The organism is Hymenobacter segetis, assembly GCF_038448715.1.
GTDB classification, from domain to species: Bacteria; Bacteroidota; Bacteroidia; order Cytophagales; family Hymenobacteraceae; genus Hymenobacter; species Hymenobacter segetis.
Window position 1 is genome coordinate 35,849 of record NZ_JBCEVZ010000022.1, and the last position, 21,622, is coordinate 57,470.

Annotated in this window: 15 protein-coding genes; 9 read left to right on the top strand and 6 right to left on the bottom strand. The window is 62.7% G+C overall.

The annotated features are described in order from the left end of the window. The first annotated feature begins 25 nt into the window (after positions 1–25). Complete coding sequence (locus AAFH49_RS10965) at positions 26–709, top strand: GDSL-type esterase/lipase family protein (protein ID WP_342298063.1); 684 nt, start codon at positions 26–28, stop codon at positions 707–709. Between the two features lie 166 nt (positions 710–875). Here the strand turns inward: AAFH49_RS10965 and AAFH49_RS10970 are convergent, their stop codons facing one another. From AAFH49_RS10970 to AAFH49_RS10980, 3 genes are all read right to left on the bottom strand, one after another. Further along, positions 876–1,973 carry a PKD domain-containing protein gene (locus AAFH49_RS10970; RefSeq protein ID WP_342298065.1) on the bottom strand — a complete coding sequence of 366 codons (1,098 nt, stop codon included), beginning with the start codon at positions 1,971–1,973 and terminating at the stop codon, positions 876–878. Between the two features lie 47 nt (positions 1,974–2,020). Then, the gene (locus AAFH49_RS10975; protein ID WP_342298067.1) at positions 2,021–3,370 is read right to left on the bottom strand and encodes a TolB-like translocation protein; all 1,350 of its coding nucleotides are present in this window, start codon (positions 3,368–3,370) and stop codon (positions 2,021–2,023) included. Positions 3,371–3,490: 120 nt separating this feature from the next. Next, positions 3,491–4,999 (bottom strand): rhamnogalacturonidase, encoded by a 1,509-nt coding sequence (locus AAFH49_RS10980; RefSeq protein WP_342298069.1) that lies wholly within the window; start codon positions 4,997–4,999, stop codon positions 3,491–3,493. 515 nt (positions 5,000–5,514) lie between these two features. Between AAFH49_RS10980 and AAFH49_RS10985 the strand changes: the two genes are divergently transcribed. Beyond that, on the top strand, positions 5,515–6,483 hold the full coding sequence (locus tag AAFH49_RS10985) for a hypothetical protein (RefSeq protein WP_342298071.1): 969 nt from the start codon (positions 5,515–5,517) through the stop codon (positions 6,481–6,483). 81 nt (positions 6,484–6,564) lie between these two features. Here AAFH49_RS10985 and AAFH49_RS10990 read toward each other — a convergent pair whose 3' ends face one another. Then, a complete protein-coding gene (locus AAFH49_RS10990; RefSeq protein WP_342298073.1) occupies positions 6,565–8,925 on the bottom strand; it encodes a mechanosensitive ion channel domain-containing protein in 2,361 nt (786 codons plus the stop codon). A gap of 172 nt (positions 8,926–9,097) precedes the next feature. Between AAFH49_RS10990 and AAFH49_RS10995 the strand changes: the two genes are divergently transcribed. The 3 genes from AAFH49_RS10995 (at position 9,098) to AAFH49_RS11005 (ending at position 13,718) form a co-directional block, all read left to right on the top strand. Further along, positions 9,098–10,954, top strand: a complete 1,857-nt coding sequence (locus AAFH49_RS10995) for a M1 family metallopeptidase (protein ID WP_342298075.1) — start codon at positions 9,098–9,100, stop codon at positions 10,952–10,954. Between the two features lie 164 nt (positions 10,955–11,118). After that, the gene (locus AAFH49_RS11000) at positions 11,119–12,234 is read left to right on the top strand and encodes an inorganic phosphate transporter (protein WP_342298076.1); all 1,116 of its coding nucleotides are present in this window, start codon (positions 11,119–11,121) and stop codon (positions 12,232–12,234) included. Positions 12,235–12,455: 221 nt separating this feature from the next. Continuing rightward, positions 12,456–13,718 carry a hypothetical protein gene (locus AAFH49_RS11005; RefSeq protein ID WP_342298078.1) on the top strand — a complete coding sequence of 421 codons (1,263 nt, stop codon included), beginning with the start codon at positions 12,456–12,458 and terminating at the stop codon, positions 13,716–13,718. Positions 13,719–13,812: 94 nt separating this feature from the next. Here the strand turns inward: AAFH49_RS11005 and AAFH49_RS11010 are convergent, their stop codons facing one another. After that, on the bottom strand, positions 13,813–14,337 hold the full coding sequence (locus AAFH49_RS11010) for an acyl-CoA thioesterase (RefSeq protein WP_342298080.1): 525 nt from the start codon (positions 14,335–14,337) through the stop codon (positions 13,813–13,815). A gap of 134 nt (positions 14,338–14,471) precedes the next feature. Between AAFH49_RS11010 and AAFH49_RS11015 the strand changes: the two genes are divergently transcribed. The 3 genes from AAFH49_RS11015 to AAFH49_RS11025 all read left to right on the top strand — a co-directional run bounded on the left by AAFH49_RS11015 (position 14,472) and on the right by AAFH49_RS11025 (position 18,610). Further along, entirely contained in the window at positions 14,472–16,478 is a 2,007-nt protein-coding gene (locus AAFH49_RS11015; protein WP_342298081.1) for an FAD-dependent oxidoreductase, read from the top strand. A 105-nt stretch (positions 16,479–16,583) separates the two neighbouring features. After that, positions 16,584–18,128 carry a glycosyltransferase family 39 protein gene (locus AAFH49_RS11020; RefSeq protein ID WP_342298082.1) on the top strand — a complete coding sequence of 515 codons (1,545 nt, stop codon included), beginning with the start codon at positions 16,584–16,586 and terminating at the stop codon, positions 18,126–18,128. Positions 18,129–18,199: 71 nt separating this feature from the next. After that, entirely contained in the window at positions 18,200–18,610 is a 411-nt protein-coding gene (locus AAFH49_RS11025; protein WP_342298083.1) for a hypothetical protein, read from the top strand. 56 nt (positions 18,611–18,666) lie between these two features. On the opposite strand, the gene AAFH49_RS11030 is transcribed toward AAFH49_RS11025, so the two are convergent. After that, entirely contained in the window at positions 18,667–20,133 is a 1,467-nt protein-coding gene (locus tag AAFH49_RS11030; protein WP_342298085.1) for an aldehyde dehydrogenase family protein, read from the bottom strand. Between the two features lie 305 nt (positions 20,134–20,438). Between AAFH49_RS11030 and AAFH49_RS11035 the strand changes: the two genes are divergently transcribed. Further along, positions 20,439–21,584 carry a phosphatase PAP2 family protein gene (locus AAFH49_RS11035; protein WP_342298087.1) on the top strand — a complete coding sequence of 382 codons (1,146 nt, stop codon included), beginning with the start codon at positions 20,439–20,441 and terminating at the stop codon, positions 21,582–21,584. Positions 21,585–21,622 lie beyond the last annotated feature (38 nt).

Genomic DNA, 21,622 nt, shown 5'->3' on the forward strand with positions numbered 1-21,622 from the left:
CGCCGCCTAACTATTATCCATTCCCATGAAAAAGCTTCTATTGTTTCTGCTGCTCCTGCCGGCCCTGCTGCCCGCGCAAACTCCGGTGGCGTCGGACAAGCCCCTCAACATCTTTACCCTGGGCGACAGCAACGGCACGTTTCCCCACAGCTGGCCCAAGCAGCTGGAGCTGGCCCTGCCCCGGGCGCAAGTCTTCAACCTCAGCAAATCGGGCCGCACCATCGGCTTCGTGAACAACGGCGACAGCACGTTGAATTCGCTGCTGGTCATCGACGAAAATCTGCGCAAAGCCGCCGAGTTTACCAAGGACCGGCCGTTCGACTTCGTAGTGCTGGAGCTGGGCACCAACGACGCCAAAGCCGTTTTTGCCGAACGCCAAAAAGAAGTCCCGGCGAACCTGGAAACCCTCATCAAGAAAATTAAGAACTGCCCCTACCCCGCCATCAGCAAAGCCCGGATTATCATCATCTCCCCGCCGCCCTACGGCACGAAAGCCGAAGCCCTGCCCAAGTACCAGGGAGGCAACGAGCGGGTCCGCCACATGGCCAAAACTTTCCAAAAAGTGGCGCACCGCACCCACTCCCTCTTCGTGAACGGCTACCAAACGCCGGGCCTGGACATCAACACCATGACCGCCGACGGCCTGCACCTGGATGCCACCGCCTCCCGGCTGCTGATAGCGCCTGTGCTGGCCATTATGGCGCGGTAGGTTATTTAACAGCGGTTTTGCAAGTAGTGTACATCTGAACGACGTAGGGGCGGGGCCTGCCCCCGCCCGCCATTGAACGGAATCGTCGCGTGGTGCGAACGGCGGGCGGGGGCAGGACCCGCCCCTACCTCCGACTCTGAAATGGCCTTAAAATGTGGTTGCGGCCTCACTTCACGGCCACGTCCCACACTTTGGCCATGCGGGCTTTGCCGGCCGGGCCTTCCACATTCAGCACCACGATGTACTTGCCGGCATCCTTGTAGCGGTGCACCGGGCTTTGCTCGGTGGAGGTGGTGCCGTCGCCGAAATCCCAGTGCCAGCGCTTGATGGGGCCCCAGCTTTCGTCGGTGAACGTGACCTGGCGGTGGGCCATGTCCGTTACTTGGGACGACCATTGGGCCGCTAGTTTCGGCAGGTACTGCGCGGCCAGCGGCAGCAGCGTGAAGACGGTACCCAGGCTGGAATTGCCGTACATCTTGTGGTTTTTCGAGAGATTCCAGAAGCCTTTTTTGCTTTCGTCGGCCACGTCGTCGTAGTCAATCACGGCCCAGGTGAGACCGATTTTCTTGCCCTCCATCAGCACCGATTCCACGGCGCGGGCCGGCCCTTCGGCCCCGGCGTAGTCAAAGGGCGTAATCCAGAACTCGGCCGTGAGCTTGCCGGGTTGGCCGGGTTTAAAATCGTAGCTGTAGGCGATGTTGGAGTAGGGCAGCTTTTTAATCCAGGGCTGCGCGCCCCAGGCCAGGGCCCAGTCTTTGCCCTCGGCGGGCATGAAAACATGGTAGTTCTGGGCGTGCACGCCGTGGAAGGTGAAGTAGCGTTCCATCAGCGGCAGGTCCTGATTGGGGTGCATTTCGGCGGTTAGCGGGCCGCCGGAGAGGTCGCCGTCTACCACGATTTCGAAGGTGTCGTTGTGCAGGCCCGGCAGGCTGAAATCCCAGTAGTTGTCGTAGGCTTCGTAGAGGAAATAGAGGCGGTTGAGGCCCGCCACCCAGGCCACCCGCACCTTCACGGCGAGGTTGGTGGAATCAGGTTTGGGGTAGTGGCCGGAGTCGTCGCGCAGCTGGTCGGTGCCCACGATGTACTCCTTCGGGAACGTGGCCCAGTCGTCGGCCTTGCCGTCGATGCGGGGTATCATGTTGGCCGGGAATTGGTAGACTTTGAAGCCCCGGTCTTCCTGCGCGTGGGCGGCGGGGGTGAGGGCGCAGAGGACGAGGGCGAGGAAAATTTTGTAGCAGCAGGAGCAGTTTGTTGCAGCGTTCATTGGTTGACTGGCTTGTAGCGTGGACTCTGCGAGTCCGCGCTACGGTTCTAATATTTCCGCTTCAGCCACGCCTCGGGCACCGGAATCACACAAATATTCATGCTCCGCCCATCAGCCGAAAGCATGGCCGATTGAATCTCAACCCGCGTCCCATCGGGGCTCATGGTGGGGTGCGGGTGGTCGGCGGCGGTGGTTTTGTGGCCGGTGGAGAGCAGCAGCATTTCGCGGGTATGCCGGTCTATCAAATAAATATTGCGGGCGAAGTCGTCGCCCACCGCCCAGCGGCCGTCCGGTGAGCCGCTGACGTGCCAGAGGCCGCTGCCGCTGGGCGTCTGGCCCACGATGGTCATTTCGCGGGTGCGGTGGTTCACGATGGCCAGGCCGGTGGGCTTTTCGCGGGTGCCGGATGGGCCCCAAGCGGCCTCCTGACCGGGATTGGCCCCGGCTACGGGCGTGCCGGGGGCCACGTCTTTGGCCACGGCCGGAATGGGGCGGTGGCCCATGATGGCAAAGGCCGTTTCGTCCTTCGTAATCACGGCCTCGTGCGTCACCCACTCATATTCTGCCTCAGGATAGAGGGGGCGCAGGCCGCTGCCGTCGGCCTGCACCGTCCAGGTGCGCTGGGGCGACTTGCCGCCCGTTTCCCAGCAGAATACGATTTCGCCCGGCACCCAGGGGTTGGTCTGGATGTGCCCAATCTGGAACGGTACCGACACCACGTATTTGATGGCCCCGGTATGCACGTTCATGGCCGCGATGCCGGCCGGGCCCGCGCCCATGTGGCGCGGGCCAAACTCGGTTTCCAGCTTGGTGCCGGGGGCCAGGTGGCGGGCGGCTTCCTCCTTGCCCACGCGGAAGTAGGCCCAGTTTTCATCGCCGTCGAGGGCCATGTCGCCGCCGGCTTTTAGCTCGGGCGGCGTGGTGCCGCAGATGCGTTGGTAGGCGCTGGCGGGCTGCATGTGGCCGGCCTTGCTATCGGCGAAGACTTTGGCAAGGTCCACTTCCACGATTTGCAGGGCGGCAGGCTCTTTGCCGCCGTCGTCCGCGCCGTTGGGGTTGCGCATGAAATAGAGTTTCATGGCGTGGCGGGCCACGTTGAGCATGCCGGTGTAGCCACCCTCGCTCACCTGCACGATTTCGCCGGTTTTCTCATTCACCGCCATCGCCTCGTTTTTCGCCCGGCCGGAGCGGAAGATGAGCCATTGCAGGTCAGAAGTCCACTGGTTGTGGGTTTGGTAGATTTTGGAATCGCCGGCCGGCGTGCTGGTGAGGAAGGTGAGCGGCGTGCCGGTTACGGGGTCTTTGATGACCTTCTTTTCGGAAGGGAAGCGGCGACCGATTTGGGCGTGGGCGGTGGTGGCGAGGAGGAGGATGGCGAGAATTAAAGTGTGTTTCATAAGTAGGGTGCGGGGTCGTACCTGAAAGGCTTGCCCCCGCCCGTCGTTGAACGGAATCGTTGTGACGGCGCGGGGGAATTGGTATTTGGCGCGAACGGCGGGCGGGGGCAAGCCCCGCCCCTACCTCGTTCTGGTGGATTTTTTCAGCGGCTCACTGTCACTAATAACCAGCCCGCGCACGCCCTTCAGCACCAACCCGGCCTTATCGGCCGAGACGTTGCGCAGGCGGGCCCCGTCCACGTCCGTCAGCATCAGCGCGGGGCGGGTTTCGGCCCCCAGCAGGTGAATGTTCACGTCGTGCAGCTCGATGTTTCGGGCGTGGCGGATGTAGAAGCCGTAGGCCGGGCCCACGCCCAGCTTCTGGGGCTCGGGGTAGCCTTTCTCATCCTCCGGCAAGTCTTGGATGGCAGCAATCGAAGCCGCGTCCAGCGGCCGGTACCAGATGCTGATGTTGCTCAGCCGCACATCCTCGATGGGGTGGCCGGGCACGCCGCTGATGAGCGTGGCAAACCGCGAATCGGCATTATAGACCGTGATATTGCTGATGTTGATGCGGCGCAACGCCCCCGTAACCGTGCCGGCTGGCCCGCGCAGCCGGCTGCCCAGCCGCAGGAAAATGGGCGAGTTCACCACATCGCGCATCGTGATATTGGTGATGGTCACGTCTTCGAGCAGGCCGCCGTCCACGGTTTCCAGGGCCAGGCCGCGGCAGTAGGTGAACACGCAGTTGCTGATGGCAATGTTCCGAAACCCGCCGTTCGATTCGGTGCCGAACTTGATGCGGCCGGTGGGGCCTTCGTGGTCGGGCACGAGGGCGGCTTCGTTGCGCCGGTAGGTGCCGTTGAGCAGGCTCCCCCGGTCGAAACCGCTCACCTGGCAGTTGCTGATGGTCACGTTTTCGGTGAGGCGGGCGTAGCCGAGGGCGAAGGAGCTTTTCAAGCAAATGCCGTCGTCCCAGGGCGAATTGACGGTGCAATTGCTCACCCGCACGTTCTGACAGCCGTCGATATCGAGGCCGTCGCGGTTGGTGTCGAGCTTCAGGTTATCGATGGTAAGATTATCCACCCCCGTCGCCAGCAGCGCAAAATGCCCGCCCTGCCGCACCGTAAAATCCTTCAGCAGCACGTTGCGGCACAGCTTCAGGGCAATGGCCTTGTTGCCCACGGGGGCCTGGTGCGGCCCCTCCCGCGTGAGGCCCAGCCCATAAATAGTGCCCGGCCCGAGGATGGAAATGTCCACCAGATTTTCGCCCCAAATGAGGCTATTGTGCCAGTGGCTGTGCCCGAAATCCTGAAACTTGTCGTTGGCCGCCGGCTCCGGCGCATCGTAGCCGACAGCGCCCACGGGCGCGGCCGCCAGCAGTACGGTGCCCTGGTCGAGATATAAGGAAATATGGCTTTGCAGCCGAATGGAGTAGCTGCGGTAGGTGCCCGCCGGGAAATACACCGTGCCGCCACCCGCCTTCGCCGCCGCCCCAATGGCCCGGTTGATGGCGTCGCTGTCGATGGTGGCGCTGTCGCCCTTCGCCCCAAAATCCCGGACGTTGAAGCCGCCGGCGGGCGGGGCGGCGGCAACGTTTCGGAAGCAGCTGAGCAACAGCAGGAGCAGGAAAGCGGCGCGGTGTAGCATGGGCGCAAGCACCGGGTTTTTCGGGCCGCAACCCTCCTGTACTGTGCTGAGTGGGGGGAGGTGACAGCTGTAGGGGCAGGGCTTGCCCCTGCCCGCAAAGGAGAGGGGAGCCATGTAGGGTGCGGGGCTTGCCCCCGCCCGGACGTTGAACGGAATTGTTGGAACGATGCGAGCGTCCGGGCGGGGGCAAGCCCCGCCCCTACACCTGTTGATTTTAGAATGTTTATAGTTTATACATTCAATAATAAAGTTGCTTTAGATTAATTAATAGCTGTTTATATAAATCCAATAGTTAGTAGAATTTAATACTTAGTTAAGAAAAGTAATTACATAGTTGCTATTTTCCATTGATGGAAAACAACAACTATGTAATAAAAATCAATAGCTATTGATTGGAATCAGCTAACTAGAAAATAAAATTTATCAACTATTAACTGGATGAAACTAAATAAGTATTAATTATTGATAATAAACGACTTACTTTAGCCATCATCCTTCCTTCTTTTCTCTTTTCGATGGCGGTTTCAGACAACGCGGCACGGCGCGGCTACATCGTGGCCGATGCGACGATGCACCAGGACCAGCGCACCATGCACGCGCACTACCTCAATCACGAAGCGGCGTTTCGGGCCTTCAACCCGGAGTTTGACGCGGGCTTTGGGGGGCGGTGGCTGGCGGCCGTGGAGGCGGCCGAAGCAGCCACCGGCCACACCGAGCGCACCGGCGCGCTCATGGAGCTCACCGCCGGGCTCAGCGCCACCATGGACCAGGCCCGGCAGGCCCTCCAGCGGCTGTTTTATTTCGTGGGGCAGGCCTTTCCGGACAATGGGGGCCACCTCGACCAGTATGGCCGGCGCGGCTACCTAGCCGCCCGCAAGCAGACCGATAAGATGAGCGGGCTGCTGCAAATGGCCCTGGCGGCGGCCACCCGCGACGCGGCGGCGCTGGCCGCCAAGGGCTTTTCGGCCGCGCTGCTGGCCGAGCTGGGGGCGCTGGCCACGGCGCTGCCGGCGGCGGCCTCGGCCAAGGCCATCCAAAAAGGCACCAATGCCGAGGACCGCGCCCGCTACGTGGCGGCCCAAAATGCGGCCTACGCCTACGGGCAGGCCGCCAGCGCGGCGGCCAAAATCTGCTTCACCGAGCGGGCCACGGTGGCCCTGTTCCGCCTCAGCGGCCCGGCCGCCACGCCCCCGGAGCGCCACGCCATCACGGCCCCGGCGGGCGGCTCCAAGGCCGTGGCCTTTGCCACCGCGCTGCTGCCCGATACCCCACTGCGCCTGCGCCTGCCCGCCCCCAAAAAGGGCCAAACGGCGACGGTGTACCGGGTTTCGGCCCCGGATGAGCCGCTGGTGGGGGGCGTGCTATTGGCCGCCGGTGAGCGCCGGCTTGATGTGCTGGCCGGCGAGCTGGGGCCGGCCGGGCAGCTGCTGGTAGTGCTGAGCGGCGGGGCCTACCCGGTGCGCGTGGCGCTGGCGGTGCGGTAGGGTGCGGGGCTTGCCCCCGCCCGTCGTTGAACGGAATCGTTGAAACGGTACAGACGACCGGGCGGGGGCAAGCCCCGCACCCTACCCTAGCTGCAAGCCCTCGGCCGTGAAGCGCCGGTAGATGCCGGATAGAATCTCGCTTTTGGTGAGCTGCTCCTGGCGGATGTTGGTAATCCAGAACAGGACTTTCAATTCGTAAACCTGGCCGTTGATGCTGCTGAGCAGGATTTCGGGGGGCAGGTTGTGCATGGTGTAGGGGCTGGTTTTGATTTCTTCCTGGATGAGCTCGCGGGCTTTTTGGAGGGTGGTTTGGAGGTCGTCGGTGCCGGGGGTCATCTTCAGTATCAGGTCGACGCGGATGTGGTCGTTGGTGCGCGTCCAGTTGATGACGTGGTTGGAGAGCAGGTCGCCGTTGGGCACGATGATTTCGGAGCCGGTGACGGACGTGAGCTTGCTGGACCGAATGCCGATGTCCTGCACGCGGCCCGATTTGCCGGCCACTTCAATGAAATCGCCGACGTGAAACGGGCGCTCGAAAATCAGGATAATGCCGGATACGAGGTTGTTGACGATGCTTTGCAGGCCCAGGCCGATGCCCACGCTGAGCGCGCCGAACACGATGGCAATTTTGCTGAGCGGCAGGCCGGTGGCGGCGGTGGCCAGCGCGAAGCCCACCAGCACGAGCAGCAGCCGCAGCGCCACCAGCCAGGAGCCGCGCTTGCGGGCATCGGAATTATCGTCGCCCACCTCGCCGAAAAAGTAGCCGATATACCGTTGCAGCAGGGCCGAAACGTAGAGAATGAGGAAGAACAGCAGGATGTTGCCGAAGGTGAAAACGGTGCTGCCGAGGGTGTGCGGGGCCGTGAGGGCCTGGTCGAAAAAGCCGTAGACGGCGTTGTACACGTTGAGGTTGGAGGTGAAGACCATCAGCCAGAGCACACCGGAAAGCACCGTGAGCAGGCGCATGAGCTGGGGCTCGATTTTGTCGTAGTCGAAGGCGGCGGTGCCGCCCTCGCTGCCCCGGCTGCACAGAATCTGGAGGTGGAAGGCTTCGGTGAACAGCTCAATGAACACGCCCAGCCCGATGCCCTGCGTGAGCCCGAAAATGGCCGCCGTGCTGAACATCTTGGCCAAACTGAGCCGCCCCACCACGTTGCAGATGATGGCGAGGCCATTGAGCCCGATGAACAGCCAGGAGATGGGGATGAGGAAGCGCATCTGGGCCAGGGTGTCGCGCAGCTTCCAGAGCAGCAGGGCGCCCACGGCCACGGCCAGCGCATTGAGCCCCAGCAGGCCCCAGCGCGCGCCCAGGCCGGTGGTGGCGTTGGCATTGGTGATGGATAGCCACACGAAAAACGCCACCATCCCCAGCCAGTACAGAAACAGCCGGCGCGGCCAGCTCCGCGCAAATACCGCCGTGAGGGCCACCAGGAGCAACAATTGCAGCACCGCCAGGTACACGGGCGGCGGGTGCAGCTCCAGGGCCGGGGCTAGGCTGAACATGACCACCAGCGTGGCCGCGATGGGGCCGGGCCGCAGGTAGTGGAAGGGCTCGGTGAGGACTAAATCCTGCCGGCGCACCCGGCGGTAGTTGAAGGACACCCAACCGTAGAACACCAGCCCGATGAGGGCCATGTAGGCCCAGTTGTCCCAGTTGTTGGCGAAGTAGTAGTTGATGATTTCGCGGCGGTACTGGCCGGCTTTGCGGGCCTTGGGGTCGGCGGGCGGGGCGGGCGTGGACTCGGCTTCCCAGAGCGGCGGGTAGCTCAGCTTGGTGCTGGTGCGGCTGTAGCGGCGCAGCTGGTCGCCCACCTCGTCCTGCAGTTCCATGCCCTGGATGTAGCTGGCGGCCACCTGCGTTTGCAGCTGCTTCACCTTGAGAAACCGCTTGGCCAGCAGCCCGCCGATGCGCTGCTGCCGGGCCAGCAGGGCCGAATCGGAGCGTTCCAGGGCCAGGGTGGTGGCATCGGCATTGGCAATGCGCGGGGGCGGCGGGGCAATGGTTTTGAGGCGGGCCTGCATGGCGGCCAGCTGCGTGTGCGCCTGGGCCAGCTCGGTGCGCCAGTCGGCCAGCTGCTCCTGGAGGGTAACGAGCATGAGCTGGCACATTTGTAGCTGCTTGATGTCGACCACTTCGCCCTTCTGCTTGAGGGTGTACTGGATGGCCTTGAGGTTTTCGACGATATCGGGCAGCTCTTCGGCCAGCGGGCGGGTATCGAACACCTGCCGCACCTGTCCCGAAATGCTGCTGAGCGTGGTATAGCCTACTTCGAGGCGGTAGGAATCGTCGTGGGCCACGGTGGTGTCCACGGCCATGCTGTCTTCTTTCACGACGGTGCTTTGGGCGTGGGCCGGGGCCAGCGCCAGCAGCCACAGCAGCAGCGGGAGGAGGCAGGTTTTTATCGACTTTGGGAAAGCCGATGAGGAATTTGGAACGGGCATACAGGAGCTTTAGACCTGAAAAGTACGCGCCAAAGGGTGGGCTTTATCCCGGCAAAAGATGTGGCCGGAGGTTCTGCCGCTGAACGGGGGCTTTGCATCGACGGGGCCGCACCAGCGAAAACCTGTGTGACATCTTTGCAACGCTCATCCCCTATTCCCGTCTGTCCCAACTATGATTCGAACTCTTCTTACCCTCCTCCTCTTCGCCGGCCTGGCCGATACTGCCACCGCGCAGTCCCTGTACCAGCCCCGCGACATTAAGGCCGCCTTCGCCAAAGGCACCCGCAGCCCCGACGGCCGCCCCGGTCCCAAGTACTGGCAGAACCGCGCCCGCTACGACATCACCGTGCAGGCCGCGCCGCCCGCCCGCGACATCCGGGGCCGCGAAACCATCACCTACTTCAACAACAGCCCCGATACGCTGAAGCAGGTGGTGCTGCGCATCATCCAGAACATCCACAAGCCCGGGGCCTCCCGCGACGGCGATGCCTCGCCCGACTACCTCACCAGCGGCGTGGTGATTGACACTTTCCGGGTGGCGGGCCAGCTCAAAGCCTTGCCCCAGAACCTGGGCACCGCGCCGGGCGTGCGCCTGCCCCGCCCGCTGGCCCCGCACGATTCGGTGAAATTTGCCGTGGCCTGGCACTTCCCCATATCGGTGGAAAGCGGCCGTGAGGGCATGATTGACCCCACCACTTACTTCTTGGCCTACTTCTACCCGCGCATCGCGGTGTACGACGACTACAACGGCTGGGACCGCCTGCCCTTCGTGGACAGCAAGGAGTTCTACAACGATTTCAACGACTACACCCTGCGCGTGCAGGCCCCGGCCAACTACATTGTGTGGGCCACCGGCACGCTGCAAAACCCCAAACAGGTGCTGCAACCGGCAGCCGCCAAGCTCTTGGCTAAGTCGATGACCAGCGACGCGGTGCTGCACATTGCCACCGCCGCCGATTTGGCCAAGAAAAACATCACCGCCCAGCAGCCGATGAATACCTGGGTCTGGACCGCGAAAGACATTTCCGACGTCACCTTCGGCCTGAGCGACCATTACGTGTGGGACGCTGCCAGCGTGATTGTGGATGCCAAGGCCAAGCGCCGCGCCAGCGTGCAGGCCGCTTACGCCGATTCGACGGTGGATTTCCGGCAGTCGGTGAAGAACGCGCAGTACGCGCTGGGCTGGTTCTCGAACCCCAATAACTGGCCCGGCGTGGCTTACCCCTTCCCCAAAATGACGGCCTTCCAGGGCTTTGCTGACATGGAATACCCGATGATGGTGAACGACAGCCCGCAGAAAGACCCCAAGTTTGCGCAGTTCGTGCAGGACCACGAAATCGCGCATACCTACTTCCCCTTCTACATGGGCATCAACGAAAGCCGCTACGCCTACATGGACGAGGGCTGGGCCACCACGTTCGAACTGCTCATCGGCCGCACCGAAAACGGCGTGGCCGAAGCCGACAAGCTCTACAAGATGTTCCGCGTGAACCGCTGGATTAACGACCGTGCCACGGCCGAGGACCTGCCCATCATCACGCCCAGCAGCGAGCTGCGCGCCGGCTACGGCAACAACGCCTACGGCAAGCCCTCGCTGAGCTATTTGGCCCTGAAAGACATGCTCGGCGATGCCCTCTTCAAGAAAAGCCTGCACGAGTACATGGACCGCTGGCACGGCAAACACCCCATTCCGTGGGACTACTTCAACTCGATGAGCAGCGCCAGCGGCCAGGATTTGAATTGGTTTTTCAACAACTGGTTTTTCACGAATAACTACATCGACCTGGCCGTGACGGCCAGCGGCAGCACCGTCACCGTGCAGAATATCGGCGGTTTCGCCGTGCCGTTTGATGTAGCCGTAGAGTACGCCGACGGCACCAAAGAGACGCTGCATCAGTCACCCGCCGTGTGGCAAGCCAACCAGAAGCAAGCGGTGATTACGGTGCCCAAAGCCGTGAAATCGGTGAAGCTGGACGGCGGCATTTTCATGGATGCCAACGAGAAAGACAACACTTGGGCGCAACAATAGCCAGCCATTTCGCACGCGCACTACCACCGCCCAGCGCGTAACAATTTCTTAACATTTTGGTAACATTGGAGAACCAATAGCTAGACTCCCGCCGTAAGTTGTGCTCCAAAGCCCCACGTTGTTGGTCAACGTGGGGCTTTTTGCAAACATCCAACCCTGGCTCTATGCTGCTAATTCTCCTCTTTCTGGCCGTGCTGCTGCTCACGTATTCCAACGGGGCCAACGACAACTTCAAAGGCGTGGCCACGCTTTGGGGCAGCGGCACGCTGGCCTACCGCCCGGCCCTGATTCTGGCTACGGTGGCCACGTTTGCGGGCTCCATCTGCTCCTATTTCTTTGCTGAGGAGCTTATTAAGAATTTCTCCGGCAAGGGCCTGGTGCCGGATGACATTATTCAGTCGGTCGATTTTATTCTGGCGGTGGCGCTGGCGGCTGGCGTCACGGTGCTGCTGGCCACGCGGCTGGGCTTTCCCATTTCGACCACCCACGGGCTGGTGGGCGCGCTGGTGGGCGCCGGGCTGGTGGCAGTGGGCACGGCCGTGAACTTTGCCAAGCTGGGCACCACCTTCTTCCTGCCGCTCATTCTCGGGCCGATTCTGGCCGTGGGCGTGGGCAGCCTGGTGTACGTGCTGTTTCACAGAGGCCGAAAAGCAGCGGGTATCACCGAAGAATCCTGCGTGTGCGTGGGCGACGTCTGGGTGCCGGTGGCCGCCGCGCCCACCAGCGCCTTTGCGGCGCTGCCCACCATTCAGGCCAACGTGGGCACCACGGCCGAATGCCAGAACCTGTATCAGGGCACCTTTATCGGCCTCAATTTTCAGCCCCTCATCAACAACCTGCACTACCTGAGCGCCGCTTCCATGAGCTTCGCCCGCGGCCTCAACGACACGCCCAAACTGCTGGGCCTGCTGCTGGTGTGCAAGTTTTTCGCCATGCCCGTCAACGTGGTGATTCTGGCCGTGGCCATGGCCATCGGCGGCTGGCTCAACGCCAAAAAAGTGGCTGACACCATGAGCAAGAAGATTTCCAAGCTCAACCACGGCCAGGGATTCACGGCCAATATGGTGACCAGCCTGCTCGTCATTTTCGCCAGCAAGCTGGGCCTGCCGGTGTCCACCACCCACGTTTCGGTAGGCAGCATCTACGGCATCGGCCTAGTGAACGGCACGGCCAACTCCAAGGAAATCGCCAAAATCGGCTTGTCGTGGCTGCTCACGCTGCCGGTGGCGGCGCTGCTGAGCGCGGGCTTCTACTTCGCCATTCACGCGCTGCTGCGCTAAGCTATTCCCCGGCCCGGCCCGCCGGCCGGAACGAGTCTTTTTTCATTGCAAAAACAGCGTTACCAGCCACGTTTTGGCTGTGTCATTTTTAATAATTAATGCTTTCACTTTTAACGCGTAGCTCAGTAGCCGTTCGCACAAAAACTGCTCTTCTTGCTGCCCTCCTTTGTGGGGCCAGCCCCTCCTTTGCCCAGATTGCGCCCACGCTCCCCCCGCCAACCGTGCCGCCGGGCATCCGGGACGGCCTCAAAACCTACCTCTCGCCCGACAGCGTCACGTACCTCAAGCTCAACTTCCTGGCCCAAACCTGGGTGCGGCTGAACGAGAGCAACCCGGGCACCACGGTGAACGGAGAGTTGGAGTCCCAAACCGTTGACATGGGCATCCGGCGGCTGCGCCTCGTGCTGAGCGGGCAGCTGACGCCGCGGCTGTACGTTTTTCTGCAATTCGGCCAGAACAACTTCTCGTATCTGTCGCCTCGCAAAACGGGCGCGTTTTTTCACGATGCCACGGCCGACTACGCCCTCATCAAAAAGCACCTGAGCCTGGGCGTGGGCCTCAACGGCTGGAACGGGCCTTCGCGGTTTGCCAACTCGTCCACGGCCTCGATTCTGGGCCTGGACCTGCCCATTTTTCAGGAAGCCACCAACGACGTGAACGACCAGTTTCTGCGCCGGATGGGCGGCTACGCCAAGGGCAAGCTGGGCAAGCTGGACTACCGGCTGGCCGTGGGCCAACCCTTCACGACGCAAACGGCCACCGCCGTGCCCGAGCCCATTTCGCGCAACTCCACTTATTCGACGCGCAACCCGCGCGCGGTGGTCCACAGCTACCTGATGTACCAGTTTCTGGATTCGGAAAGCAACGCCGGGGCCGGCAACGTGGGCTCGTACCTGGGCCGGAAGCGCATTTTCAACATCGGGGCCGGCCTAGTGCACCAGGGCCGGGCCATGTGGCACCGCAGCGCGGCCGGCGACACCATTACCCAAGCCATGAACCTGTGGGCGGTGGATGTATTTTATGACACGCCGCTCAACCAAGCCACCGGCACGGCACTCACGGCCTACGGTGGCTATTACCACTACGATTTCGGCCCCGGCTACATCCGCAATGTTGGACCCATGAACCCGGCCAACGGCGTGAAAGCCGGCCAGGGCTCCTTCAACGGGGCCGGCAATAATGTTCCGCTCCTAGGCACGGGCAACATTTTGTATGCCCAGGCCGGCTATCTGCTCCGGCGCAACCTGCTCGGCGGGCTCGGCACGCTCCAGCCCTACGCCCAGGGCCAGTGGTCGAACTACGACCGCCTCGCCGACCCGATGATGGTCTGGAACGTGGGCATCAACTGGCTCATCCTCGGCAACCTCAGCAAGCTGTCGGTCAACTATCAAAACCGACCCATCTTCACCACCCAACCCAACGGCGACATCACCGCCACCAGCCGGCGCGGCGAGTACGTGCTGCAATACCAGGTCGCCTTTTAGCGCGTTTGGGTAGTAAGTTGAGCTAAAAAGGCCGTCATGTTGAGCGCAGTGCTCAACATGACGGCCTTTTGGCTTGATTACAAGTCCTTCTCCCCTACTCGTCGCTCCCCGCGTTCCGCCGCTGCTTCTTCAGTTGCTGGCGCACCTCTTTCACGCGGTCGTCGAAGCCGTCGGGGTCGTAGTTCACGTTATCCACGTCGAGCTGTTCGAGCAGGTCCATCATGGCGTTGGCGTGGTCGGTGCGGGTGCCGGCGGGCATGGCCACGAAGGTCATTTCCGACCATAGCAGGGCCAGCAGGCGCGTACCGTCCTCGTTGCGCATCTGCATTTCGAGCACGAGGTTGGAATTATCGAAGTGAATGAGCTGGCTCAGGATGCGGACCTGCGTGCTTTGTTTGGCCGGCTTGAGGTAGCTGATGTGGTGCTTGGTGATGACCCAGGCCGCATTTTGCTCACGGGCCAGCTCGCCCATGTTCAGGGAATAATGTGCCGTGGTGTGGTCCTCGCGGGCGTTGAGGAAATAGTCGAGGTAACGCGCGTTGTTGAGGTGGCCCAGCATGTCGCAGTCCTGAAAGTAGATACGGTGCGTGGTTTCGGGCGTTTGGATGAGGCGGGGCATGGGTGGCGAGGGTGTATTGGGGAGGCAAAGGTCGGCATGACGTGCTTTTCTGCCCGCTCAATCCAAAAAATACTCGGCACGCCTAACACTTCGCGGAAATTTCCTTACCTTTTACCACCCAAAATTCCCGCCCCATGTTTTCGCTTACGCCCGCCCGCTCTGCCATCCTCCAGGCCCTGGCCGACACCTTCATTCCCGCCCTGCCCGATGGCAGCCCCGCCGGCTCCACCGGCCTGAACCTGGACAAGTTGCAAGAGGCCATTCGCGAACAGCCGGAAGGCGCGCAGAACGAATTCAGTCAACTACTCGACCTGCTGGAGAAGCCCCTACTGGGCCTCACCTGGTTCGGCCCGCTGAAACCCTTCCGCAAGCTGGATGCCGCCCAGCGCGAACAGCTGCTGCAAAGCTGGGCCGCCAGCAACGTCCCCCAGCTGCGCAAGGGTTTCAACGCGCTGCGCAAGCTGTGCACGCTGCTGTACTACGGCGGCAGCATGAGCGAGGTGCCGGCCGCCTGGGGCCGCCTCGGCTACCCCGGCCCCGATGAGAAGCCGGTGGATTCGCCCAAACCCATTCGCACCCTGCACCCTACGCAGGATACGGTGTATGAGTGCGACGTGCTGGTAATCGGCTCGGGCGCGGGCGGCGGCGTGGTAGCCGGCGAGCTGGCCGAGGCCGGCCATGATGTATTGGTCATCGAAAAAGGCCCTTACTGCCACGGCTGCGACTTTACCCAGCGCGAAGTCGACATGCTGGGCAAGCTCTACGACGCCAAAGGCACCCTCTCAACTCAAGATGGCAGTATCGGCATCCTAGCCGGCTCCTGCCTGGGGGGAGGCACCACCGTGAACTGGGCCGGGGCCTTCCGCACGCCCGATTATGTGCTGCAGGAATGGGCCCGCGAGCACAATGCGCCCCACTTCACCACTCTCGAATTCAAGGAAAGCCTCAACGCCGTGGCCCGCACCATCGGCGTGAACACCAACTACACCCGCCACAACGGCCAGAACCAGGCCCTCTGGGACGGCTCGACCAAGCTGGGCCAGGAAGTAAAGCTGATTCCGCGGAACGAAAAGGGCCTAACTGATTCGGACAGCCACTTTCGCAGCCTCGGCTACACCACATTGGGCGATGCCTACGGCATCAAGCAGGGCACGCTGAATACGTATTTGCTCACCGCCTTCGAGCACGGAGCCCGCATTCTGGCCGATACTAAAGTCGACCGCGTAACTATCAGCCAAGGCCGCGCTACCGGCGCGGCAGCCGTACATACCACTGCCGACGGCCGCGCCATCCATATCACCGTGCGGGCCAAGCGCGTGGTGGTGGCAGGTGGGGCCATCCAGACGCCCGCGTTGCTCCTGCGCTCCGGCCTGAAGCACCCGCACCTGGGCCGCCACCTGCACCTGCACCCCACGGTGGTGGTGGGCGCACGCTACCCGCAGGCCATGAACTCCTGGCACGGCCCCAGCATGAGCGTGGTGAACGACACCTACACCATGCTGCACGGCACCAATTTCGGCGCGAAGCTGGAAACGCCGCCCACCCACCCCGGCCTGCTGAGCATGGTGCTACCCTGGCTCTCAGGCAAGCAACACCACGAGCTACTGCGCGATGCCGACCACCTCGGCTCGTTCATCGTCCTCACCCGCGACCGCGACGGTGGCCGCGTCAGCATCGACAAAAACGGTGCGCCGCTGATTGACTACACCCTCTCAGATTTCGACCGCGCCAACATGCTGGAAGGCGTGCGCGCCGCCGCGCAAATCCACATCGCGGCCGGAGCCGAAAAAGTATATCTGCCCCACGGCACCCTGCCAACTTTAGAAGCTAAAAACGGCGTTTTACTCAATCCCGAAGTGCTCGACAAGCTGCCGCATCTGAGCTGGAAACCCAACCAGTTTGGCCTCTACAGCGCCCACCAGATGAGCACCTGCCGCATGGGCGGCGACGCGGCGACGCACCCGCTCAAGCTCAACGGCGAAACCGTGGAGGTGCAAAACCTCTTCGTAGCCGATGGCTCGGCCTTCCCCGCGTGCAGTGGCGTGAACCCTATGCTGACAATCATGGCGCTGGCCCACTTCACGGCCCAGGGCCTGAAAGCCAGCCGCGCAGTGGAAACACCAGCCGCGGCCCTGGCATGATGCACCCCGCCGGAGGCTACCTTTGAGGTCGATTTTAGGCACTTCATGGGGAAGATTAACGATAAAAACAGGCGGATAATAACCGGCCTGTTTTTCGGGATTTTATTGTTGCTCGGCCCGCTGCTGGTGCGCGACTACGGCATGGGCTGGGACGAGCGCGCCGACCGTATGGTGGGCTACATGAGTCTGCGCTACATGGCGCAGCTGCTGGCCCCGCAGGTGCTGGCCGCCGGCCACTTCACTGGCATCCACGAGCTGGCCACCCACGGCGATGCCGACCACGGCCCGGTCTTCCAGATGCTGCTGGCGGGGCTGGAAATTGCCTTCTTCCGCCACGACCCGCGCGGGGCCGGCTGGATGCGGCACCTGCTCACCTTCGGCGTATTCGTAGCCGGCGTGTGGGCTGTGTACCGGCTGGGGCGGGCGCGGTTTTCCAGCTGGCGTTGGGGCTTGGTGAGCGCGGCCCTGTTGGTGCTCTCGCCGCGCATCTTCGCCGAGGCGTTTTATAACTACAAGGACATTGTGTTCCTGAGCCTGTTTGCGCTGGCCATCCTCACGCTCACACGGTTGCTGCACCGGCCCACGGTGCGCGGGGCGCTACTGCATGCGCTGGTCTGCGCCCTGGCCACCGATGTTCGCACGATGGGCATTCTGTTGCCGGGCCTCACCGTCGCCTTTGGGGCGCTGGAAATGTGGGCGCGGCCGGCCCGGCGGGCGGCCCTTCTGCGGGCCGGAGCGTGGTATTTGGCGGCGCTGGGCCCGCTGGTTGTGCTGTTCTGGCCGTTTTTGTGGGAAGCGCCGGTGGCGCGGTTCTGGGCGTGTTTCGGCAGCTTCCGGCGATACCGGCAGACGATGAAGGTGTTTTATCTGGGCGAACTGATATCCTGCCAGCGGCTGCCGTGGCACTACCTCTCGGTGTGGCTGCTGGTGACCACGCCGGTGGCCTACACCGCACTGGCCGTGGGCGGGGCCTGGGCGGTGCTGCGCGGGCTGCTGGCCCGGCCCACGGCATGGCTGCGCCACACCACCAACCGCCAGGGCCTGCTGTTCGGAGCCTGGCTACTGGGGCCGCTGGTGGTGATAGTAGTCATTCAATCAGTAGTATACGATGGCTGGCGGCACGTATATTTTATCTATCCGGCCTTCGTGCTGCTGGCCGTGCGGGGGCTGCGGGCGGGGGTGCGGGCCTGGCAGGCGGCTCCCCCGGCCTCGGCGGCCCGGCGCATGTGGTGGTTAGCGGGTGGGATGCTGACTTTGGGCATTGCGCACACGGTTTTCCGGCAGGTGCACGACCATCCATATCAGTACGGCTACTTCAGCTTTCTGCCCGGGCCGGTGGCGCAACGCCTGTTCGAGCGGGACTACTGGGGCGTATCGGGCCGCGACGGGCTGGCCTGGGTGCTGGCCCACGACCACAGTGCCACGGTGGCCATCAGCGACACGCTGCCCCAGAAAATCACCCTGCACAACAATTCGCTGCTGCTACCGGCCGCGCAACGGGCCAGGCTGCGCTTCGTGCCCCATGCGCAGGCCCGGTATTTTCTGGGAATTTACCGCTGGCATCCGGGGCCGTATGAGCCGCAGTTTGGCACGCCGGTACACGACATTCGGGTTGATGGCATGACGATTCTGACGGTATTTCGGCGCTGAATTTTTGCGGCTGAATGGACCTTACGGCCCTTTCTTCCGTACTGGTTGGAATATTGCTATTCCCGCTTCTTATGCGTCCAGTTCGTTTTGCCGTGGTGCTGTCATTGAGCCTGACCGCCGCCAGCTGCTCCATCTTTCATCACCGCGACAAGGCTGCGCCCGTGGTCGAGACCGTGCGCACCGCCGATTCGCCCACGCCGCCCACCGCCGCCCGCGACCTCGCCGACGTGATGGCCACCGACCTCCAGCTCACCCCCGAGCAAACCGGCCGGGTCCGCAGCATCCTCAGCAATACCGTGGCCCAGGCCAACGCCGCCAAGGAGAAATTCCCGCCCCAGTCGCCTCAGCTGCTGGCCGAGCAAAAGCGCATCAACGCCGCTTCCCAGCGCGAGCTTCAGCAAACCCTCGGCCCCGTCAAATTCAAGCAATTCATCGCCAACCAGCGCAAAATGGCTGCTGAGATGCAACAGCGCCAGAAGTAGCAACGGAGTAAATTGGACAGCGGCCAAGCACCCGCCAATAACCGGCCAGATAACCGCTACAAGTACTTCACCAGCAGCGCCACCAGCTTCTGTACACGGTCGGTATAAGGCGGGTACATGGCCTTGATGCCGGTGAAGCCCACGCGCTGCCGCATCACGCCCTTCTCGTTGCTGAACGCCAGGAAGCCCGCGTGGCCGTGGGCCTTGCCGAGGCCGGAGTTGCCCACGCCGCCGGTGGGCAGCTCGGGGTGGGCGAAGTGCAGCACGGTTTCGTTCACGCCCGCGCCGCCGGCCGAAACGTTGTTGAGCAAGTAGCTGCGGTTTTCGGCATTGGTGCTGAACACGTATTGCGCCAGCGGCTTGAGGCGGGCGTTGATGTAATCCGTCGTTTCGCTCAAGGTTTTGAAGGTGAGTACGGGCAGCAGCGGGCCGAAAATCTCCTCCTCCAGCACGCGGGCCGTGGCCGGCACGTTGGTCAGAATGGTGGGCTCGATGTAGTTCTGGGTTTCGTCCACGGTGCCGCCGGCGGCTACGGTAGCGCCTTTGGTCTGGGCATCTTCCAACAAGCCGGCGAGGCGGGCGAAGTGCTGCGCGTTCACGATGCGGGCCAGCGAATCGGACTGCTCGATACCCGCGCCATCGGGATTATAGGCCCGTTGGATGGCTGCCGTGAGTTCGGTGAGCAGCGCGGGCTGCACGCTTTCCTGCACCAGCAGGTAGTCGGGGGCCACGCAGGTCTGGCCGTTGTTGAGGAACTTACCCCACACGATTTTCTCGGCGGCATCGCGCAGGTCGGCAGTTTCGTCTACCACGGCGGGGTTTTTGCCGCCCAACTCTAGCGTGATACCTGACAGATGCTCGGCAGCGGCGCGCATCACAATCTTGCCCACTGCCGGGCTGCCGGTGAAGAAAATGTGGTCCCAAGGCAGCTTCAGCAGCTCAGTGGCGACTTCTTTGCCCCCTTCGAGCAGCAGTACTTCATCGGGCCGAAACAGGTCTTCGCACAGTTGGCGCAGCAGCGCGGAGGTGGCGGGCGTTTGCTCGGCGGGCTTGATGACCACGGCGTTGCCGGCCGCGATGGCCGAAATCAACGGCCCTACGGCCAGGTAAAACGGGTAGTTCCAGGGCGCGATGATGAGCACCACGCCCTTGGGCTCCACCTGCACCCAGGAGCGGGTGCCCAGCAGGGCCAGGCTCGCGCCCACTTTGCGCGGGGCCATCCACTTTTTGAGGTGGCTGCTGGTATGCTTGAGTTCGACCAAAGAGGTCCAGATTTCAGTTAAATCAGTTTCGGTCGCGGGCTTGCGGAAATCGGCGTAAAGGGCTTGCTGAATGTCGGTGCGGTGCGCGTGCAGCCAGCTGCTGAGCTTTTGCAGGCGGGCGCGGCGGGCCGCCACGCCTTCACTGCGCAGGACGGGCGTGCGCAGTCGCAGCGCATCGAACTGCGCCTGAAACTGGTTGCCCGGCTTCGCAGCGGCAGCTTGGCCTTCGCCACCATCATTCACTAAAACAGCAGGTTGCATAATAAGCGTCATTAGCTCTGCCGGCCTTCGCGACCAGCCTCGCAGAAAGATACGCGGCGTGCACAACATTTCCCGGAGCTGTGCGTCTGCACACTCGGCTGTGGCCCGCAGGTTCATCCAACATCAAGTAGGTGTTACCTTTGCAGCTTGCTATTTGGGCTCCGGCCCGCGTTTTTTCATCCTATACCACCCGCCGGGCCGGCGCTAAAACCGGCTCAGCCCGCTGATATTACTGGTACTTTTTTTTCGTGATTTCTCTTTATCCCCGTCGCACTTCGCGGCTGTTTGTTGCGCTTCTGGTTCCCTTGCTTGCTACTTCCACCGGCCTTACGCAGGCCCGGGAGCGGCGCGCCGAGAACCCTGACTCGCTCATTGCCAATACCCTGCCCGCCGACACGCTGGCTGTGGAAGCCCAGAAGCCCAAGCCGACCCGCCTGACGCCCCTGCCGATGGACTCGCTGCCGCACATCCACCCGCGCGACGCCAAAGGCCGCATCACCGACTATACCGTGGCCCCGGGCGTGACCTGGCACTACGACAAGCCCAAGCCCTTCGAGTGGGCCTACCACATTCCGCGCGATTTGGGCCAGTTTCCCGGCTTCGCATTCCGCAAGGAGAATAAGGAGACGCTGATTGAGCTGGCGGCGGGCTCGGTGGCGCTGTGGGTGGCCGACCAGGCAATCATCGACTGGAGCCAGGATTTCGGCAAATTCATCGGCCTGAAAGCCGCCAGCACCCAGAAAACCCTGATTCACATTCCGTTCAGTGTAGGCTCGGCCAACCTGCCCTTCGAGTTCAACGTGCCCGATAACCTCAACAGCACGTTTTACTTCCTCGGCGATGGCTGGACGCACCTCACCGTGGCCAGCAGCTTCTGGATTTACGGTGGCATCAAGAAAGACAACCGCGCCCTGCGCACCTCCAGCCAGCTCGGCGAGGCCATTTTCAGCACCGGCCTGGTGGTGCAAACCATGAAGCGCCTCACCGGCCGCCAAAGCCCCTACGTGGCCACCAAGGACCGCGGCGAGTGGCACCTGTTCCCGTCGTACAACACCTACCAGAACTTCGTCCCGAACTACGACGCCTTCCCCACCGGCCACCTGGCCACGGCCATGGCCACGGTCACGGTCATCGCCGAAAACTACCCCGAATACCACTTCATCCGTCCCGTGGGCTACGGCCTGATGGGCCTGCTGGGCTACTCCATGCTCAACAACGGCGTGCACTGGGCCAGCGACTACCCGGTGGGCATCGCGCTGGGCTATGCCTTCGCCAAAATTGCGGTGCGCAACGGCCGCACTCGCGTCGAACAGCCCGAGTCCACCGACCCGGCCGCCCACGGCACTGGCTTCCAGGTGCTGCCGCACCCCAAGCCGTGGTACCGCCGGGGCCTGTTTTCGCCCTACACCTACGGGCCGTTCACGGGGGCCAGCTGGTCGCTGCGCCTCTAAGTCGCGCAATCCTACCGAGGGCTTTTATCGTTGATTAG

Excerpts from the sequence above, each read along its gene's own strand:
- AAFH49_RS10980 (WP_342298069.1), bottom strand. The coding sequence starts at position 4,999 with ATGCTACACCGCGCCGCTTTCCTGCTCCTGCTGTTGCTCAGCTGCTTC.
- AAFH49_RS10995 (WP_342298075.1), top strand. The coding sequence starts at position 9,098 with ATGATTCGAACTCTTCTTACCCTCCTCCTCTTCGCCGGCCTGGCCGAT.
- AAFH49_RS10970 (WP_342298065.1), bottom strand. The coding sequence starts at position 1,973 with ATGAACGCTGCAACAAACTGCTCCTGCTGCTACAAAATTTTCCTCGCC.
- AAFH49_RS10990 (WP_342298073.1), bottom strand. The coding sequence starts at position 8,925 with ATGCCCGTTCCAAATTCCTCATCGGCTTTCCCAAAGTCGATAAAAACC.
- AAFH49_RS11025 (WP_342298083.1), top strand. The coding sequence starts at position 18,200 with ATGCGTCCAGTTCGTTTTGCCGTGGTGCTGTCATTGAGCCTGACCGCC.
- AAFH49_RS10965 (WP_342298063.1), top strand. The coding sequence starts at position 26 with ATGAAAAAGCTTCTATTGTTTCTGCTGCTCCTGCCGGCCCTGCTGCCC.
- AAFH49_RS10985 (WP_342298071.1), top strand. The coding sequence starts at position 5,515 with ATGGCGGTTTCAGACAACGCGGCACGGCGCGGCTACATCGTGGCCGAT.
- AAFH49_RS11030 (WP_342298085.1), bottom strand. The coding sequence starts at position 20,133 with ATGCAACCTGCTGTTTTAGTGAATGATGGTGGCGAAGGCCAAGCTGCC.
- AAFH49_RS11010 (WP_342298080.1), bottom strand. The coding sequence starts at position 14,337 with ATGCCCCGCCTCATCCAAACGCCCGAAACCACGCACCGTATCTACTTT.
- AAFH49_RS11015 (WP_342298081.1), top strand. The coding sequence starts at position 14,472 with ATGTTTTCGCTTACGCCCGCCCGCTCTGCCATCCTCCAGGCCCTGGCC.
- AAFH49_RS10975 (WP_342298067.1), bottom strand. The coding sequence starts at position 3,370 with ATGAAACACACTTTAATTCTCGCCATCCTCCTCCTCGCCACCACCGCC.
- AAFH49_RS11000 (WP_342298076.1), top strand. The coding sequence starts at position 11,119 with ATGCTGCTAATTCTCCTCTTTCTGGCCGTGCTGCTGCTCACGTATTCC.